Source organism: Kiritimatiellia bacterium, from assembly GCA_028715905.1.
Lineage (GTDB): Bacteria > Verrucomicrobiota > Kiritimatiellia > JAAZAB01 > JAAZAB01 > JAQUQV01.
In genome coordinates this window covers 95378-110533 of the sequence record JAQUQV010000002.1, presented here as the reverse complement: position 1 = coordinate 110533, position 15156 = coordinate 95378, and the positions used below count along the sequence as shown (strand labels likewise).

15 protein-coding genes and 1 riboswitch are annotated in these 15156 nt (G+C 54.5%); of the genes, 11 read left to right on the top strand and 4 right to left on the bottom strand.

Annotated features, from left to right (window positions below; genetic code table 11):
• Positions 1 to 27: 27 nt before the first annotated feature.
• Together PHP98_01235 and PHP98_01230 are read right to left on the bottom strand one after the other, a co-directional pair.
• Positions 28 to 813 (bottom strand): EFR1 family ferrodoxin, encoded by a 786-nt coding sequence (locus PHP98_01235; protein MDD5482263.1) that lies wholly within the window; start codon positions 811 to 813, stop codon positions 28 to 30.
• On the bottom strand, positions 810 to 2645 hold the full coding sequence (locus PHP98_01230) for a GNAT family N-acetyltransferase (protein ID MDD5482262.1): 1836 nt from the start codon (positions 2643 to 2645) through the stop codon (positions 810 to 812). The genes PHP98_01235 and PHP98_01230 overlap by 4 nt, the downstream gene beginning before the upstream one ends.
• Positions 2646 to 2757: 112 nt before the next feature.
• Positions 2758 to 2976: riboswitch (cobalamin riboswitch) on the top strand.
• A gap of 108 nt (positions 2977 to 3084) precedes the next feature.
• Between PHP98_01230 and PHP98_01225 the strand changes: the two genes are divergently transcribed.
• The 4 genes from PHP98_01225 (at position 3085) to PHP98_01210 (ending at position 8697) form a co-directional block, all read left to right on the top strand.
• Complete coding sequence (locus PHP98_01225) at positions 3085 to 4062, top strand: ABC transporter substrate-binding protein (protein ID MDD5482261.1); 978 nt, start codon at positions 3085 to 3087, stop codon at positions 4060 to 4062.
• Positions 4063 to 4132: 70 nt separating this feature from the next.
• Positions 4133 to 6055: a TonB-dependent receptor gene (locus PHP98_01220; GenBank protein MDD5482260.1), complete on the top strand. Its 1923-nt coding sequence runs from the start codon at positions 4133 to 4135 to the stop codon at positions 6053 to 6055.
• Between the two features lie 42 nt (positions 6056 to 6097).
• Positions 6098 to 7117, top strand: coding sequence for an iron ABC transporter permease (locus PHP98_01215; GenBank protein MDD5482259.1), 1020 nt, complete (start codon positions 6098 to 6100; stop codon positions 7115 to 7117).
• Positions 7105 to 8697: a diphthine--ammonia ligase gene (locus tag PHP98_01210; protein ID MDD5482258.1), complete on the top strand. Its 1593-nt coding sequence runs from the start codon at positions 7105 to 7107 to the stop codon at positions 8695 to 8697. The genes PHP98_01215 and PHP98_01210 overlap by 13 nt, the downstream gene beginning before the upstream one ends.
• 124 nt (positions 8698 to 8821) lie before the next feature.
• Here PHP98_01210 and PHP98_01205 read toward each other — a convergent pair whose 3' ends face one another.
• Both PHP98_01205 and PHP98_01200 read right to left on the bottom strand, forming a co-directional pair.
• Complete coding sequence (locus tag PHP98_01205) at positions 8822 to 9157, bottom strand: hypothetical protein (GenBank protein ID MDD5482257.1); 336 nt, start codon at positions 9155 to 9157, stop codon at positions 8822 to 8824.
• Positions 9158 to 9315: 158 nt separating this feature from the next.
• A complete protein-coding gene (locus PHP98_01200; GenBank protein MDD5482256.1) occupies positions 9316 to 9459 on the bottom strand; it encodes a hypothetical protein in 144 nt (47 codons plus the stop codon).
• Positions 9460 to 9744: 285 nt separating this feature from the next.
• Between PHP98_01200 and PHP98_01195 the strand changes: the two genes are divergently transcribed.
• The 7 genes from PHP98_01195 (at position 9745) to PHP98_01165 (ending at position 14988) form a co-directional block, all read left to right on the top strand.
• Positions 9745 to 10362, top strand: a complete 618-nt coding sequence (locus tag PHP98_01195; protein ID MDD5482255.1) for a TetR/AcrR family transcriptional regulator — start codon at positions 9745 to 9747, stop codon at positions 10360 to 10362.
• A 179-nt stretch (positions 10363 to 10541) separates the two neighbouring features.
• Positions 10542 to 11021, top strand: a complete 480-nt coding sequence (locus PHP98_01190; protein MDD5482254.1) for a hypothetical protein — start codon at positions 10542 to 10544, stop codon at positions 11019 to 11021.
• An 87-nt stretch (positions 11022 to 11108) separates the two neighbouring features.
• The gene (locus PHP98_01185) at positions 11109 to 12380 is read left to right on the top strand and encodes a transposase (GenBank protein ID MDD5482253.1); all 1272 of its coding nucleotides are present in this window, start codon (positions 11109 to 11111) and stop codon (positions 12378 to 12380) included.
• A gap of 93 nt (positions 12381 to 12473) precedes the next feature.
• Entirely contained in the window at positions 12474 to 13025 is a 552-nt protein-coding gene (locus PHP98_01180) for a DUF6268 family outer membrane beta-barrel protein (GenBank protein ID MDD5482252.1), read from the top strand.
• Positions 13026 to 13071: 46 nt separating this feature from the next.
• The gene (locus PHP98_01175; protein ID MDD5482251.1) at positions 13072 to 13896 is read left to right on the top strand and encodes an enoyl-CoA hydratase/isomerase family protein; all 825 of its coding nucleotides are present in this window, start codon (positions 13072 to 13074) and stop codon (positions 13894 to 13896) included.
• Between the two features lie 110 nt (positions 13897 to 14006).
• Positions 14007 to 14282, top strand: a complete 276-nt coding sequence (locus PHP98_01170; GenBank protein MDD5482250.1) for a glycogen-binding domain-containing protein — start codon at positions 14007 to 14009, stop codon at positions 14280 to 14282.
• 58 nt (positions 14283 to 14340) lie between these two features.
• Complete coding sequence (locus PHP98_01165) at positions 14341 to 14988, top strand: acyloxyacyl hydrolase (GenBank protein ID MDD5482249.1); 648 nt, start codon at positions 14341 to 14343, stop codon at positions 14986 to 14988.
• Positions 14989 to 15156: the final 168 nt, after the last annotated feature.

The following is a 15156-nucleotide window of genomic DNA, read 5'->3' as shown; positions in this document are numbered from 1 at the left end:
GGCTGAATATTGCCGCCGGGATAATTTTTATTCTTTCCGCAGGCAAAGGTCGCGGGCTTTGAAACGCGGGTGGTGATAGCGGGGTTTACCCGCGGTTGACCGGCCGTATTCTATGGCCTGCACCGGGCACCATTGCAGGCACGCCATGCATTGCTCGCAATGATGCATCCAGACCGGCCGGCGCTCCGCCGCCATCCGGATGTTTTCCACGGGGCAGACCCTCGCGCAGAGCGCGCAGTGCGCGCATTGTCGGCCGGCCGTGAAATTACTATCCGATTCGGCGAAATGATTTATGGCCGGTTTATGGATCGGCGCCAGCAGCCAGCCCAGCGGCGGCCGCGTGTCTTCATAAATCCCGGTCCGGCCCGCGGCGATTTCGGCGGCGATTGCCTTGACGCGTTCCTTTGCTTTTTCAAAGATACGCGCCTGTTTTTTGGCCGGGGGCGGGGCCTTGAGCGCGGGATAATTTCCTGGCATGACGATTGACCATCCGGCCGCCAGTTCGGCGCCCCGCTGATTCAACAGGGTTCGGGCTTCCCGGTGGACCGTTCCCGCCAGACCGCCCATGGTAGCGACCGTGTAAATGTATTTTGCCCGGTTGACCGGCGCGCGCCTGAGGAAACGCCGGACGATGAGGGGCAGGCCGAATGCATAGACCGGGAAAACGACGCCCATGTGTTCAGCGGCTGGGAAATTACGGTTTGCCGGGCCGGCAATTGGAATCAGTTCGGCGCCGCCCTGTTCTTGCGCCAGGTCCATGGCGACGGACAGCGAATTGCCGGTGCCGGAAAACCAGTAAAGCGTTTTTTTCATTTTTGACTTCTCAGGCCGGCGGGAGGGGCGCCGGCCGGCAGCTTGTGATAATCGGCAAAAATCCTGTATCCGTCCGCGCCCATGAAACGCGACAGCAGTTTCCCGTCGGTTTTGGTCATGTCCACCAGGATCAGGCTGTCCACCACGTTGGAAAACCGGCGGTCAACGTTAAAGCTCAATATCCTCGCGTTCAGTTTCAGATAGTGTTTGAGAAGAATCGGCACGCCCTTGCCGTCCTTTTCTATTTCGGAGATGAGCAGGGAAACATCGTCAATATCCTGAACGAGCTTGGCCACCGTTTTCCGTTCCGTTCTTAACGCGCGGTACGGGGCGCGGGCCTTCACGTAGCGGGCAAATTCCGGATGCAGCTTGGTCTGCCGCAGGAATTGCACGATGAGCTTCTTGGAAAAGCTGTGATAATCCTGGCTGATGCTGACCGGGCCGAAAAGAATTTTATATTTGGGGTGCAGGACGACAAAGCGGCCGATCCCGCGCCAGAGCAGGGCCAGACAGCTGTATTCCTTCTGATATTCGGAACGGATGAAGGAACGGCCGATCTCTATGGCGTCTTTGAGCGGATTCATCAGCGGGCGCTTGAACTTGAAAAGAGTTGTGGTGTACAATCCGCGGGCGCCTTGATTGTGGAGAATGACGTCTCCCAGGCCGAGGCGATAGGCGCCGACCAGCTCCGATTTTTCCCGGTTCCATAAAAACAAGTGCAGATAATGCTGGTCAAACCGGTCCAGGTCGGTCGGCCGGCCGGTGCCTTCATGAACTTCACGAAAAGTTATTTCCCGCAGGCGCCCGATTTCACCGAGCATTTGCGGAATCTGCTGGGCGCGCGCCAGATAGACGCCAAATCCGCCGCTTTGCGCCAGCAATTGTTGAGGGGGCAGGACCGCTATTTCATTCCGCAGCAGGGAGGAATCTGCGGCCGGCGCGACCGTTTGTGATTTCTGCGCGGCGAGGCGGCTGAACACGATGGAAGAAAGACTGCGGCGGGGGGTGCGCAGACGGTTTTTAAGGAAAAAAGTGCAGTTGCGCAGGTATTCAGTGATCGCCTCGTTATCGTTGAAATGCCGCAGTCTTTTCCAGGGTATGGTTTTGCCGATATACACGTTCATGACTTTTGAGCTTTTGTTGATCAACTCGTGCGGCAGCAATATGGTCCGCAGGCGCGGATGGAAAAGCCCCGCGAGCTGGAATAAGAGCGAATTCGCGCCCGGAAAAAACACCGGCAGAACATCCGCTTGCGCATGCTTGATAATGGCGCCGACATGCGGGCTCCAGCGCGGGTCCGTGACTTTTGCGCGGCCCCAGGCAAAATGGGCGACCTCGCCCGCCGGGAATGTTACCAGCGCCCCGCCGTTTGCCACCCAGCGGATGGCCGCCTTGATTGCCTTGGCGTTGGCAATTGAGGAACTGCGGTTGCCGAAGGGATCCACCGGAATGATCCATTCGCGCAGTTCTGACAGGCGCTGGAGAAGATAATTGCCAAGGACCCGGACGTCCGGCCGCGCCCGGAAGATGATGTGGCCGAGCACCACCCCCTCCAGCCCGCCGAAAGGATGGTTGGCAACCACCACCAGGGGGCCTTGTTTGGGTATTTTCAGAATGTCCTGCTCGGAAATTGAATAGTGCGCCTGCACGCAGTCCAGACAGTTCTGAAACACGTTGTCCCGTTCCGCCATGGTTGAAAAAAAGGCCAGCCTGTCATAGGCGTCATTCAGCGCCTTGATGGAAAGAGTTTTCTCAAGCGGATGCTCCAGAATCGTCAGGAGCCATTTCTGGACCGGGTGGTGGGCCGACGCCTTCAGGTCAATCAGTTTCATATTAAATACCACGCGACTGGACGACAGGCATTCTATCCGACTGTAAAAATAAAGGCAAATGTATTTTCGGGATATTTCCGTTGACATGCCGCCCGGATGCGATATAGTTGCCGCGGTTCTTTGTGAACAGGAAGTGTGCTTGCGGAAAGAGTACGGAAATCCGTGAAAATCGGATGCGGTCGCGCCTCTGTGACCGGCTACGAAACTTCAAGAAGCCACTGTGAGCCGAAACTGCAAGGCGAACGGGAAGGCGAAGGAGTAGGGGTTGCCCCGGCAAACGGCGGGGTTGAAGCCGGAAGTCAGAAGACGTTTCTTTCCATGCTCGTTGCATGGCAACGAATGAAATCCGTTGCCGGCTCCTTCGCTTGAAAGGAGAATGAGGGTCATTTCGCAGGTAAAGCCTTCAGACTCGGCGGGAGTCAGAAGGCTTTTTTGTTTTATGTCCGTAAATTTTCAAAATAACCGCCGGCCGCGCAAACTGCGCCTCTTTGCGCTAGGCGGGATTGTTTTTGCCGCCGCCATGTGTTCCCATGCCTTTGCCGGCGGCGATATCCCGGAAAGGATCGTATCCCTGGCGCCCGGCTATGATGAAACCATCATTGAACTGGGATTGCAGGATAAAATCGCGGGCGTGACGGATTCTTCCGACTACCTGGCAGAGGTCAGGAAAGCGGCCAGGATCGGCTCATACGTCAAACCAAGCATTGAAAAAATTATCGCGCTCAAACCGGATATTGTCCTCGCCGCCGGTTTCGCCGGCCAGCATCCAGTCGCCAGAAAACTATCCGCCATCGGCATCCGGGTCGTGGTCATGGATGATACGCGGGGCATAGAGGAGATCTTTGCGGTCACCAGGCGGATCGGCGACAGTCTCGGGGCGCAGGAACGGGCCGGCGAACTTCTCCGCAGAATGGAGACCGTCATCAGGGATATCCGCCGCAAAACCGCCGGGCTTCCCCGGCCGCGGGTCTACATTGAGACCGGCCGCGACCCTTTATTCACCTGCGGCAGGGGATCGTTTATCAACGACATGGTGGAAATCACGGGCGGCAAAAACATTGCCGTGGAAATCAACCGTCCTTTCCCGCGGATTTCATCGGAATTCGTCATCAGCCGGGATCCCGAAGTAATCATCCTGCCCCGCATGGGAAGAAATTTCGGCAAGGAAGACCTGTCCCGGAGAAAGGGATGGGACCGCGTTTCCGCCGTCACAACCGGCCGGGTCTACGACGACCTGGATTCCTACGCCATTACCATCCCCTCGCCGCGCCTTATTTTGCACGGTTTGCCGGAGCTGTTGAAACGCATCCACCCGGAGCTCGCGGTAAAAGCGGAGCCGGGAAAAAACAAACCGCGAACGCTGGCGGCGGTCCCGGCCGGTCGGCGTCCCGGCGTGCTGATTTTGTTTGCGCGATAAAATTAGTTTCAGGCTGGCATTTTCCATCCGCCGGCGCGTTCCGCATAAAAAAGTAAGGGAGAGAAAAACAGTGAAAGCAAAAACAAGGGCGCTCATAACAACGGCGTTCGGAATTGCGGCAGCCTTAATCGTTTCACAGAGCAACCGGGCCCAGGAAGCCGGCCTGCAGAAGGAGCCCGCAACCGGCCCGGCCGTTCCGGCGGCAACCCAGGCGGTCGCCGTTGCGGAGGCCGACACCGTGATAGTATCCGCCACCAGGATTCCGCAGGCGGTCCGGGACGTGGGGGTGAGCGCCGCGGTGGTTCCGCGGGAAATGATAACGGAGTTGAACGCGCAGAATATCGGGGAGGTCCTGGAAAAGGTTGCCGATGTGCGGGTGAACGCGTACGGTTCCATGGGGGCGGAGAGCGGCATTACCCTGCGCGGCTCATCCGAGCACCAGGTTTTGCTGATGGTTGACGGCCGCCGGGTTAACGCGGCTTCCGTGGGACGCGCCGACCTTTCCATGTACCCGGTTGATCAGATTGAGCGCATAGAAATCATCCGCGGGCCGGGCTCGGTCCTTTACGGCGCCGGGGCCATGGCCGGCGTGGTCAACATTGTTACGCGTGATCCCCCGCCGCGCCTGCAGACGGATTTAGCGGCTTCATACGGCACAAAAAACACGCGTCTTCTTCAACTGGATAACGGGGCGAGAATCGGCCGGTTCGGCTATTTGCTTACGGCCAGCCAGAACGCGTCCGACGGCTGGCGGGAAAACAGCGCCTGCGACGGCTACCACATTTCCGGGAAACTTGATTATGACATAGCCGCTGAATCGCGGCTGACGCTCAATTCCGGCTTTTCCCGCCAGAACAAGGGCGTGCCCGGTTCAACCAGCTGGCCTTCGCCCAACGCCAGACAATATGACCGGCAATACTGGCTTGATCTCACGCATAAACACGAGTTTGAAACCAATTCTTGTCTTACCAGCAAGATATTCCTGAATCAGAATTGGCAGAACTATAAGAATCCCGATCTTTTCGCCGACAGCATCAGCCGGGACCGGAAAACGGGCCTGGACGTCCAGCAAACCCTGCCCTTCGGCGAGAGGCAGTTGCTCTTGGGAGGAATTTATCTTGAAAACGATCATGTAGACACCACGGAATCCGGCGGAGTGTCGCCGATCGGCGGCGCCCGCGATCTTTTCACCGGCGCCGGCTTCCTGCAGGACGAAATATCGTTCCTTGAAAAATTCGTCGCCACCCCGGGCCTGCGCTGCGACATCCAGTCAAAATGGGGCGCCGAGCTCAGCCCGAAGCTGAGCGGGCTCTACAAAATTACCGGCGCCACCCGGCTGAAGGCTTCCGTCGGCCGCGGGTTCCGGGCGCCCACCGTGAACGAGCTTTACTGGCGGGACGATTATTCCGAGGGGAACCCCGCTTTAAAGCCGGAAGAGGCCTTCAGTTATGACGCCGGCATTCAGCAGTCGCTGGGAGAAAAAAGCACGGTCGGGATTTACCTGTTCCAGAGCCATATGAAAAACCTGATCGCGTGGTTTGATGACGGCCGGGGAATTTACCGGGCGGAGAACGTCAACGACGCTCTTTTGCGGGGGTTGGAAACGGAATTGAACATCCAGCTCACCGATGAAATTTCAGGCGCGTTGAATTATACCCTGCTGGGCGCGCGGGACGCGAGCGGCGAGTACGACGGCAACACTCTTGCTTACCGGCCGAAGAACAAAGCCGGAGGCCGGCTGGGTTACCAGAGCAAATGGGGCTTGAAATTGAACGTGAACGCCGAATATACTGACTCCGTCTACGCGGACCGGGCCAACGTGGAGGAATTGGGCGGTTTTTTAACCGGCGGCGCTTACGCGTCGCAGGTCATTTGCACGGGTGTGGAGATTTACGTCCGCGGCGACAATATTCTGAACAAGCAATATCAGCTGGTCAACGGCTATCCCATGCCCGGCGCCAGCGTGATGGGCGGGATGAAGGCGACATTTTAACCCCCGTTTTTGAAACAAAAATCGCCATTTCAAAGCAACAAAATGAACAGACGCCTCCATTGGACCGCGGCGATATTGATTCTGGCCGTTCTGTCGGCCGGCACGGCCGTTATTTCCTTATGCCTCGGCCCGGCCGAGATCCCTCTCGCCGGGATTATTGCGGCGTTGACGGGAGGGGGCGACCCGGCGGCGCGCACCATTTTATACGAAGTGCGGCTGCCCCGCATTTTGCTCGGCATTGCGGTGGGCGGAGCTTTGAGCCTGGCCGGGGTGATTCTGCAGGGCATGTTTCGCAATCCCCTCGTGGAGCCTTACACCATGGGCATCTCGGGCGGGGCGGCGTTGGGGGTATGTTTAACCATTGTTCTGAGACTGCATAGCGGTTGCGGCGTCTGGTCCCTGCCCCTGGCCGGGTCAATCGGCGCGGTTGCCGCAATTATCGCGGTATATTTTTTGAGCGCGCGGGGGAACGTTCTGAACATCCGGAATCTCCTGCTGATGGGGATCATGATCAGTTTTATCTGTTCTTCGCTGATCACGCTTCTTATGGCCATCTCCAAGACCGAAGACCTGCACAGCATTATTTTCTGGGTCATGGGGTCCCTGGAACAGCCCGACACGCTGCTCGTGAAAATCGTGTTGGCGATGTCCGCCGTCCTGCTCGGGGTTACTTATTTTTTCTGTCTGGAACTTAACGCCTTGGGCCTCGGTGAGGAAGAGGCTTTGCATCTGGGGGTAAGCGTGGAAAACACGAAACGCATGCTTTTTTTCCTAGCCTCCGTCCTGACCGGGTTGAGCGTGGCGGCGGCGGGTATCATCGGATTCGTGGGGCTGGTGGTGCCGCACTTCATGCGGCTCTTCCTCGGCAATGATCACCGGATTTTACTTGCTGCCTCCTGGCTCTGCGGCGGCGCGTTCCTAATCTTCTGCGACGCGCTCGCGCGGACGGTGATCAGTCCGGCGGAATTGCCGGTGGGGGTTATCACCGGCTTGCTGGGAGGCGGCATATTTGTTTATGTTTTGTGCCGGAGACGGCCGGGAGAAAAGCCATGCTCCATGTAAAACAATTGACGTGCGGTTATTCCCGCCTGTCCTGCGCGGCATTGGCCAAGAAGGCGCCGCTCCCGGCCGGGGATTCCGGTTTTGTCATCCGCGACATAAACCTGCACGTGGCGGCCGGCGAGATCACCGGGATAATCGGCCCGAACGGCTCGGGCAAAACCACCCTGCTCAGGGCGATTACAAGAATGTTAAAGCCCGCCGGCGGCAGCATACTCCTTGAGGGAAAAGACATCTGGCGGATGAAAAACAAGGATCTGGCCCGCAAGGTAGCCGTTGTCTCCCAGAATGCCGAAGCCGGGTTTATGACGGTGGAGGAGTTTGTGCTCCTGGGAAGAATTCCGTATTACGGCGGTTTCCGTTTCCTGGAAACAAAAAACGATCTGCAAATCGCCCGCGATGCCATGACCCAGACCGATGCGTTCAAGTTAAAGGATAAATACATGGGGCAGATCAGCGGGGGCGAACGCCAGCTTGCCCTGATCGCGCGCGCGCTGGCCCAGGAGCCGACACTCCTTCTGCTGGACGAGCCGACCACCTATCTGGACATCACCCACCAGGTGGGCATCCTTGATCTTGTCCGCCGGCTGAATAAAAACTTCGGACTCACCGTGATTATGGTGCTGCACGACCTCAACCTGGCCGGCGAATACTGCCATCGCCTCGCCCTTCTCAAGGCGGGTCAAATGCATAAATACGGCCCGCCCGAGAAGGTGCTGGATTACCGGATTATTGAGGAGGTCTATAAAACCGTGGTGGTTGTTGAAAAAAATCCCATTTCCCGCAAACCTTATGTCCTGGCAATTTCAGAGGCGGCGCGGGAATTATCCGCCGGCCCGGCATCCAAAGCCTTGGTGCAGGGAAAAAACATCCGTTTTGTCTGTTCCTGGAGCGGCGGCAAGGATTCCTGCCTGGCCCTTCACCGCGCCGCGTCCGCGGGCGCCAAGCCGGCCTGTCTGCTGACCATCATCAGCGAGGATGGAATACGGTCAAAATCGCACGGCTTGAGAAAGGAAATCCTGGAAGCGCAGGCTTCCGCCCTGGCGCTCCCATTGCTTGTGCGCTCCGCCGCCTGGGAGGAATATGAAACCGTATTCATTGACGCCCTGCGTGAACTCCGCGGAAAAAATGTCAGGACGGGCGTGTTCGGCGATATTGATTTTCCCCCGCACCTTGCCTGGGAGAAAAAAGTATGCGCGCAGGCCGGAATGACGCCATGCCTGCCGCTGTGGGGATGCGAACGTCGGGAAATTCTTCTGGAATTCCTGGCGCTTGGTTACAAAGCCGTGCTTGTTGCCGTGAACGAAAGGAAACTGGACCGGAAATTCCTCGGCCGGATTATTGACCGCGGAATTATCAATGAATTCCTGAAGATTGGCATTGATCCGTGCGGTGAGAACGGCGAGTATCACACTCTTGTCGTTGACGGCCCGCTTTTTTCCCGGCCGCTGTTGATTGAGCCCGGCCCCATTACGGAACAGGCCGGATACTGCCTGCTGGATGTGCGTTTGTCAGCAAATGGAATGAGAGCGGATTCAGCGAAACAACCGTGCCTGTCCCCGGCGGTGGTTCAACCAAGATGAAATTGGCGTCCAAGGAAACCTCCCTTGCCGCCGGCGATAAAGCCATCAAAGACAACCGCCGGCGTATCCGAAAACTCCAAGCCGAACTCGGCGCCATTGCAATGAATAACGATGAAAACGATATTCAGTTGAAAGCCGAACGCATCCAGGATGTCCAAGCGTTGCAAACCGATACAAATGCGTTGCGCGCGGAGCGCCGGAATATTGAACGCAAGGTGAAAATCAAATACGCGGGGTTAACCACGTTAATTGCATTCCGGAGACGTTTCTCCATTATGGCGTGAGCGTCAACACGGGCGGCGGCCATGAACGGACGCATAATTTCTTTTTGTTTTTCTTCCGCTTCTTCGCGGCTGGTTGTTTCAAGGCTCTGCCGGATCAGCCGGCCTTCAACCATATATTTCAGCCACCATGTTTTTCCGCGCTGATAAAGATTGCCGGTGCGTCTTTTTTTTGTCATATTCCCCTTGCTTTTCGTTTTGTGCGGTTCAATTTGCTTCTGATGGTATTATTGGTCAATAAAATCAATTTTTTCAATACCAGAAGCCTGGGTGGCGGAATGGCAGACGCATCGGACTTAAAATCCGCTTTTTGACTGTCCGAGACTTACTCGCGGGGTCACAAAAACAGCCCGCCTTTACTGCTCAAAACAAGCATTTCGCCCTTTATTATCAGCGGTTTTGCAAGATCGACCTTTTCGGTGTTTTTTGCTTCCGTGTGTTTTCTTGAGCTTGCCTGATTTTGCTCAAATAGGGTTTTCATTAGGCACAATTGGGCACAGTCCAAAATGTCCGATGGTGTCCGATGATTAAGAAAATTTGTGCCTAATTGATCGTTTGCCGGAATCGGACTCTTTTTCCTATGGTCAAATAAATTGTGCCCAATGTGCCTAATTCCCGGAATCAGTTGAATTATATTTTAACCTTGTGGTGGGTATGGCATGATTCATTTTTGCTCTGTTAGCGTGGCAGGACAAAAAGATAAAAATATATTGACACTATGCCGACCAGTTGGTATAGTGCCAGTTGTAAAAAAAGGAGAAAAGGCATGAGTTCGAGACCATCGTCGCGTGAGCGGATACTGGATGCCGCCGAAGATGTCGTGCTAAAGGAAGGCGCGACGCATATGACGCTGGACGCCGTTGCCTCAAAGGCGGGCGTCAGCAAGGGAGGATTGATATATCATTTTCCAAGCCAGCGCGATCTTCTTCAAGCTATGGTGAAAAGGTTCGCCGGCAACATGAAAGCGTGCAAGGCAAAGTTCCGCGCCACACTGCCGGCGAGCCCGGTCAGGGAGATTAAGGCATCAATCCTAGCGTGGTTCACCCTCGGGGACGAGTATCGGCGCGCCGCCACGGCTTTGCTGGCGGCTGTAATCCGCGATCCGAAACTGCTCGATGACGTTCGAAAGGAGCGTTTAAAAAACATGACCGGAATTCTCAATGCGTCGCCAAGTCCCGATCGAGTGACGATCCTGTTGCTCGCTATGGAGGGTATATGGATGTCGGAGTTGCTGGGTATTTCCAATTTCACCAAAAGCGCACGCAGCCAGATAAAACGGACGCTTCTCCAGCTCGCAGATGAGTGGTTCCGGCCGCCTGCGACGCCTAGGCCGCAGAAATGTCCGCGTCGTCAAAAAAATCTGAGCGATAGCGTTTCAAAATGAATTTCGCAAAAAGGGTGTCGCCCCATCAGCCATAATTTCCCGTGCGGGCGATGGTGGGGATGGATTCAGGCTCCGCCTTAAATAATGAATACAGATAAGAAGAATGGCAAAAAAACAGTTTTGATACTATACCGTCCAGTCGGTATAGTGCTGTAGGGATGGGCAAACAGGAGGATGGCATGAAAAATATTTGCCGGCTTATTTTCATTACGTTCGTTTTTGCCGTCACAAATACGTTTGCCGATCAACCCGTTCCGGATGAAGACGTAGGAAAAACCTTAGAATTGAGCATAAGCTCAACTCCGCCTGAGCATGAATCGAAAATCCCCGAGGCGTTTACCATCGATACCGGTACATCATTGGAAATTGAAGCCGCCACCCTGCCGGCGCCCCGTCCATCTCACCTAATCCGCGGCGTTCTGACGGTCAGCGCCAGCACCGATTTGCAGAACAGCCTTGAGGATGACGCCGGACACGCACGCGCAACAAGAGAAGCAATCCTTGCCGGAATTGACGTGCCGGTTTCGAAAAAAACATCGATCAGCGGTTCAATTGAACGGGAATGGAGCCAATATGATTTTGACTTGAATCCTCCCGAACTTGCGGGGATCGGCTTTATGCATCTTTCCATAACCCGTTTCGGATTGATCGGACGGTAATGTCCCGTTCGTTGTTAAAATTAAGTGACGGTTTCCAGTCTGATCCGATACAATCGGATTGGGCAAAAACAAAGAAAGGAAACCGTCATGGGCACAGATATTATCAAATCGGTCTTGGAAGGGCAAGCGGGACTAGATGAATGCAAAGAGGCGATGCACACGGCATTGCGCGGGGTTATGATAAAGGCATTAATAGATCAAATGCGAGAGGAAGTGACGGCGCTTTGCGGGCCGTATTACAAGCCTGAGCCAGGGGCGGCGCATCGGCGTGCGGGCAGCGTGGTGGGGCAATATTGGCTGAACGGAGCGGAGGAACGATTTGCGCGGCCGCGGGTTCGGCTAAAGCGGGGCCAGGAAGTAAAGCTCAAGAGCTATGCGGCGGCGCGGAAAGCCGATGCGGTGCAAGCGGCCATCTTGCGGGCGGTGGCCAGCGGGGTGAGCAGTCGGGACATGCAACAGTTACATCCGCAGGGAGGCCGCGGATTCAGCGCCAGCGAAGTCAGCCGGCACTGGGTGTCCGGCAGCTTGCGATATCTGGCAATGCTCAGGGATCGCGATCTACAGGCGGAACCAGTGGCCATTTTGATGCTGGACGGGATAGTTCTGAGCGAGGCAGTGGTGGTGATCATTGCGTTGGGTGTTCTGGGAGACGGGCACAAAAAGATGCTGGATTTCGAGGTGGGCAGCACAGAGAGTTATGAAATCAGCCGGGCATTATTGGAGCGGCTGGATCGGCGCGGGGTTCGATTTGGCGGACGGCCGTTATATCTCCTGGATGGATCGTCGGCTTTGAAACGGGCCGTCAAGGAACGGCACCCGGATGCGGTGATACAACGCTGTCTGGTGCATAAAGAACGAAACCTGCGCGGTTGCTTGTCCCGCAGGGATTATCCGGAATTGAATCGGTTGATGAACCGGCTTCGGCAGGCTCAGGGTTCACAAGCTGCGCGGGAAGCGTTGAACGATTTGAAGCGTTTCGTGGCGGGCAAGAATCGGAAGGCTTTGGAAAGCGTGGAAGAGGCGGGAGAAGAACTTATCGCGTTGCATTTGCTGGAGGCGCCCAGCACGCTTCAAATCAGCCTGCTGAGCACAAATGCCATCGAGAACCCGATTCGCAACTTTCGAGCCAAGACCCGGCGGGTGACGCGGTGGCGTCCGCAAAGCGATATGACCGAACGCTGGACGGCGTATGCCATGCTGACGGTGGAACAGGGATTTCAGCGTATCTCAGGGTATCGGGATTTCCCGATCCTCCTGCGTTCCTTGGGTTGGAAAGAGGAAAATATCACCAAGGCGGCCGGCTCTGGCGTTCAGAGCGGAATTGAGCCGAAGATACAACCCAATAGGGCCGTTATATAACGTTCGGACAAGAAGGAAACACACAGAAAAATCAAGACTGGAAACTACCCTATTTTAACAATTGACGGCACATCCCCGATCGGACGCCACAAGATCAACAAGGACTGGACGGCGATTGCCGTAGGCGACCTTTCTTTTTCAACTGAGGACCATGCCGCATGGAGCGACGGCATGACCGGCGGCGGGCTCGTGGCCGTACGGCAACAGGTGAACAAATCTTTTGCATGGCAGGTGGGGGTTGTCGCTCACACACGCCTTGAAGACTCCACACTCGTGCTTCCGATCCCCGGCATTGACTGGAAAATCAACGACCGTCTTTCACTGCAGACGGCGCAGGGAGTGACTTTATCCTACAACCCGTATCAAAAATCGCGCTGGTTGTTTGACCTCGGGGCTAATTTTGAAAATCGTGTTTTCCGGATGGATGACCGTTCGGCCTTGCCCGGCGGAATTTTTATTGATCGGCGCATCCCTTTGCTTTTGGCGGCCACCTTTAAGCCATACCCCGGGCTTTTCGTCAAAATATCGGCCACAGTTCCCGTCTACCGGCAATATAAATTCTGCGCCGATGACGGCACGACCGTGGATTCGTTCGGCTCCGATCTGACACCGTCGTTTAATCTTTCGGTAGGTGCTGTTTTCTAGCGGCTTTGGTTATTAGAAGAAATAATTAGATAAATAGGAGGATAACATGGAAAAGAACAATAATCATGGCAGGTTTTTCACGGTTGAACAGACATTCGACGTAATGTGCCTGCATTTTACGACACAGTCTGAATATTTCCCTGGGATGCTTACTGACATAGTGAACGAACTAATGTCGTTCCTGTCTGATCAGGAAAAGCGTCCCTCAAAGGCGTTGGTTCTCTATCCACCCCCGGGAATACTGTCTCCGGACAGGTTTGAAAAAATTATGGCTGCACCCGGTATTGTTTGCTCTAACGAGCCGATCCATCGGCAGGACCCGATGACGCAACGCGCCATGGAGCAAGACTTTATACGCGAGATAAATGCCTCGCACCGATTGATCAAGGGCATTCGCCGCATTGACGATTTTGTGGTCGCAGCCCTATCGGGAAAGACCGTTCTTTCGCTGTTTGGTCCGGCCCTGGCCTGCGACCTTCGTGTAGTTTCCAAAGACTTCGTGCTTATCAACCGAATGCCCTATTCCAGGCTTACGCCATGGGGCGCACTACCGTGGTTTCTGTCGCGCATCCTCGGACGCGCTAAAGCTTGGGCACTGCTTGCAGAGGAAAAAGATATCAACGCAGATCAGGCCTTTGATCTGGGACTCGTAGACAGAATCGTTCCCACGGAGCAACTCAAAGGAACAAGCGTCACCCTCGCGCAAATAGGCGCCGCGCGCCCATGGACCATTCGTGTTGCCCTGAAGCAGGCCATGAGCCATGTTGATGCCTCACTTGAACAGTATCTGGAGATAGAAAAGTCGCTTTTTCTTTCGTCTTTTGAGCAACGCTCTACAAGGTTCTCGGAGGGAGGTGATCCTATGCATTAAATGCTCATGGGCAATGAAATGAAAAAACATTATTCATTTCATGCGCTGGTCACGCGTTGAAGCGATGATTCCGAAATAAAGAAGATAAACAATACGAAAGGAAAAAGTCAATGAAACAAAGTCTAAAACGCAAGCAAGTGACATTCACATTTAAACATGACCCCGGCAAAGAAGTGTTCATTGCCGGCTCGTTCAACAACTGGGATCCCAAACGTACCAAACTTAGGGAGAAGGATCAGCCCGGGATATATAGCATCTCCCTGATGATTGCCAAGGGGTGCCACGAATACAAATTCGTTGTGGACGATGTCTGGCATGCTGATCCGGCGAACCAGGAGTTTGTCGCCAATGAGTTCGGATCGTTGAACAGCGTCGTAGTCGTTTGACGCGTTGTGGCTGGTGATAGTTGTAGTGAGTGTGTCATTGCTTAGAGCACTCAGGCTTATGCGTTTTTCAGTAGCCGAGCGTGCGTATGCCGGTGCTTCTGAACCGCCGCTATATAGGCACCGGCCTTTAAACGACATGTTGAACGCGCTCATATTGAGACCGAAGTTTTTTTGGGGAATATTCCTTTTTCTGGTCATGGTTTTATACCCTTTAAAGGAAGCAAGCGGTGAAGACAAAGCCAGATATTTTGAAATCGGCATTGGGGCAGGTACAGACATGATGCATGGTCTCGGCACCAAACAGGCCATCATAGCACCGGCCATCAACTTGAAAATAAAGGATGTAAAATCATTATGGTTCCGTCTTGAAGGAGATCTGGAGCTAATAAATGATGACCGAAGGTTAACTTTTGTGGCGGGCGCAATCCCTATGTTAAGGCTGTATTTCTTCGCTGATCAAAATAAGCCCGGATTTTTTATAGAAGGCGGAGCGGGCATCAACTTGATAAGCCGCAATACGATCGGCAACAGGGAACTTGGCGGAGTTTTTATTTTTAGTGATATGGCCGGTGTTGGATATAAGTTTATCGCGGGAAAAACCCCGCTATTTCTTACATACAGATACCGGCATCTCTCAAACTTGTGCTTATATTCACATAATAACGGACTTGATTCCCATTATTTAATGCTATCTATAGGCTTTTAACTTCTCCCCGGGAAGGCAAAAAAACAAATTTATATTAATATTAAATGTCCGCGTCGTCAAAGAAAGATGAGCAATAACGTTTCAAAATGAATTTCGCAAAAATGGCGTCGTCCCATCGGCCATAATTTCCGGCGCGGACAATGGTAGGGACAGAATCAGGCTCCGCCT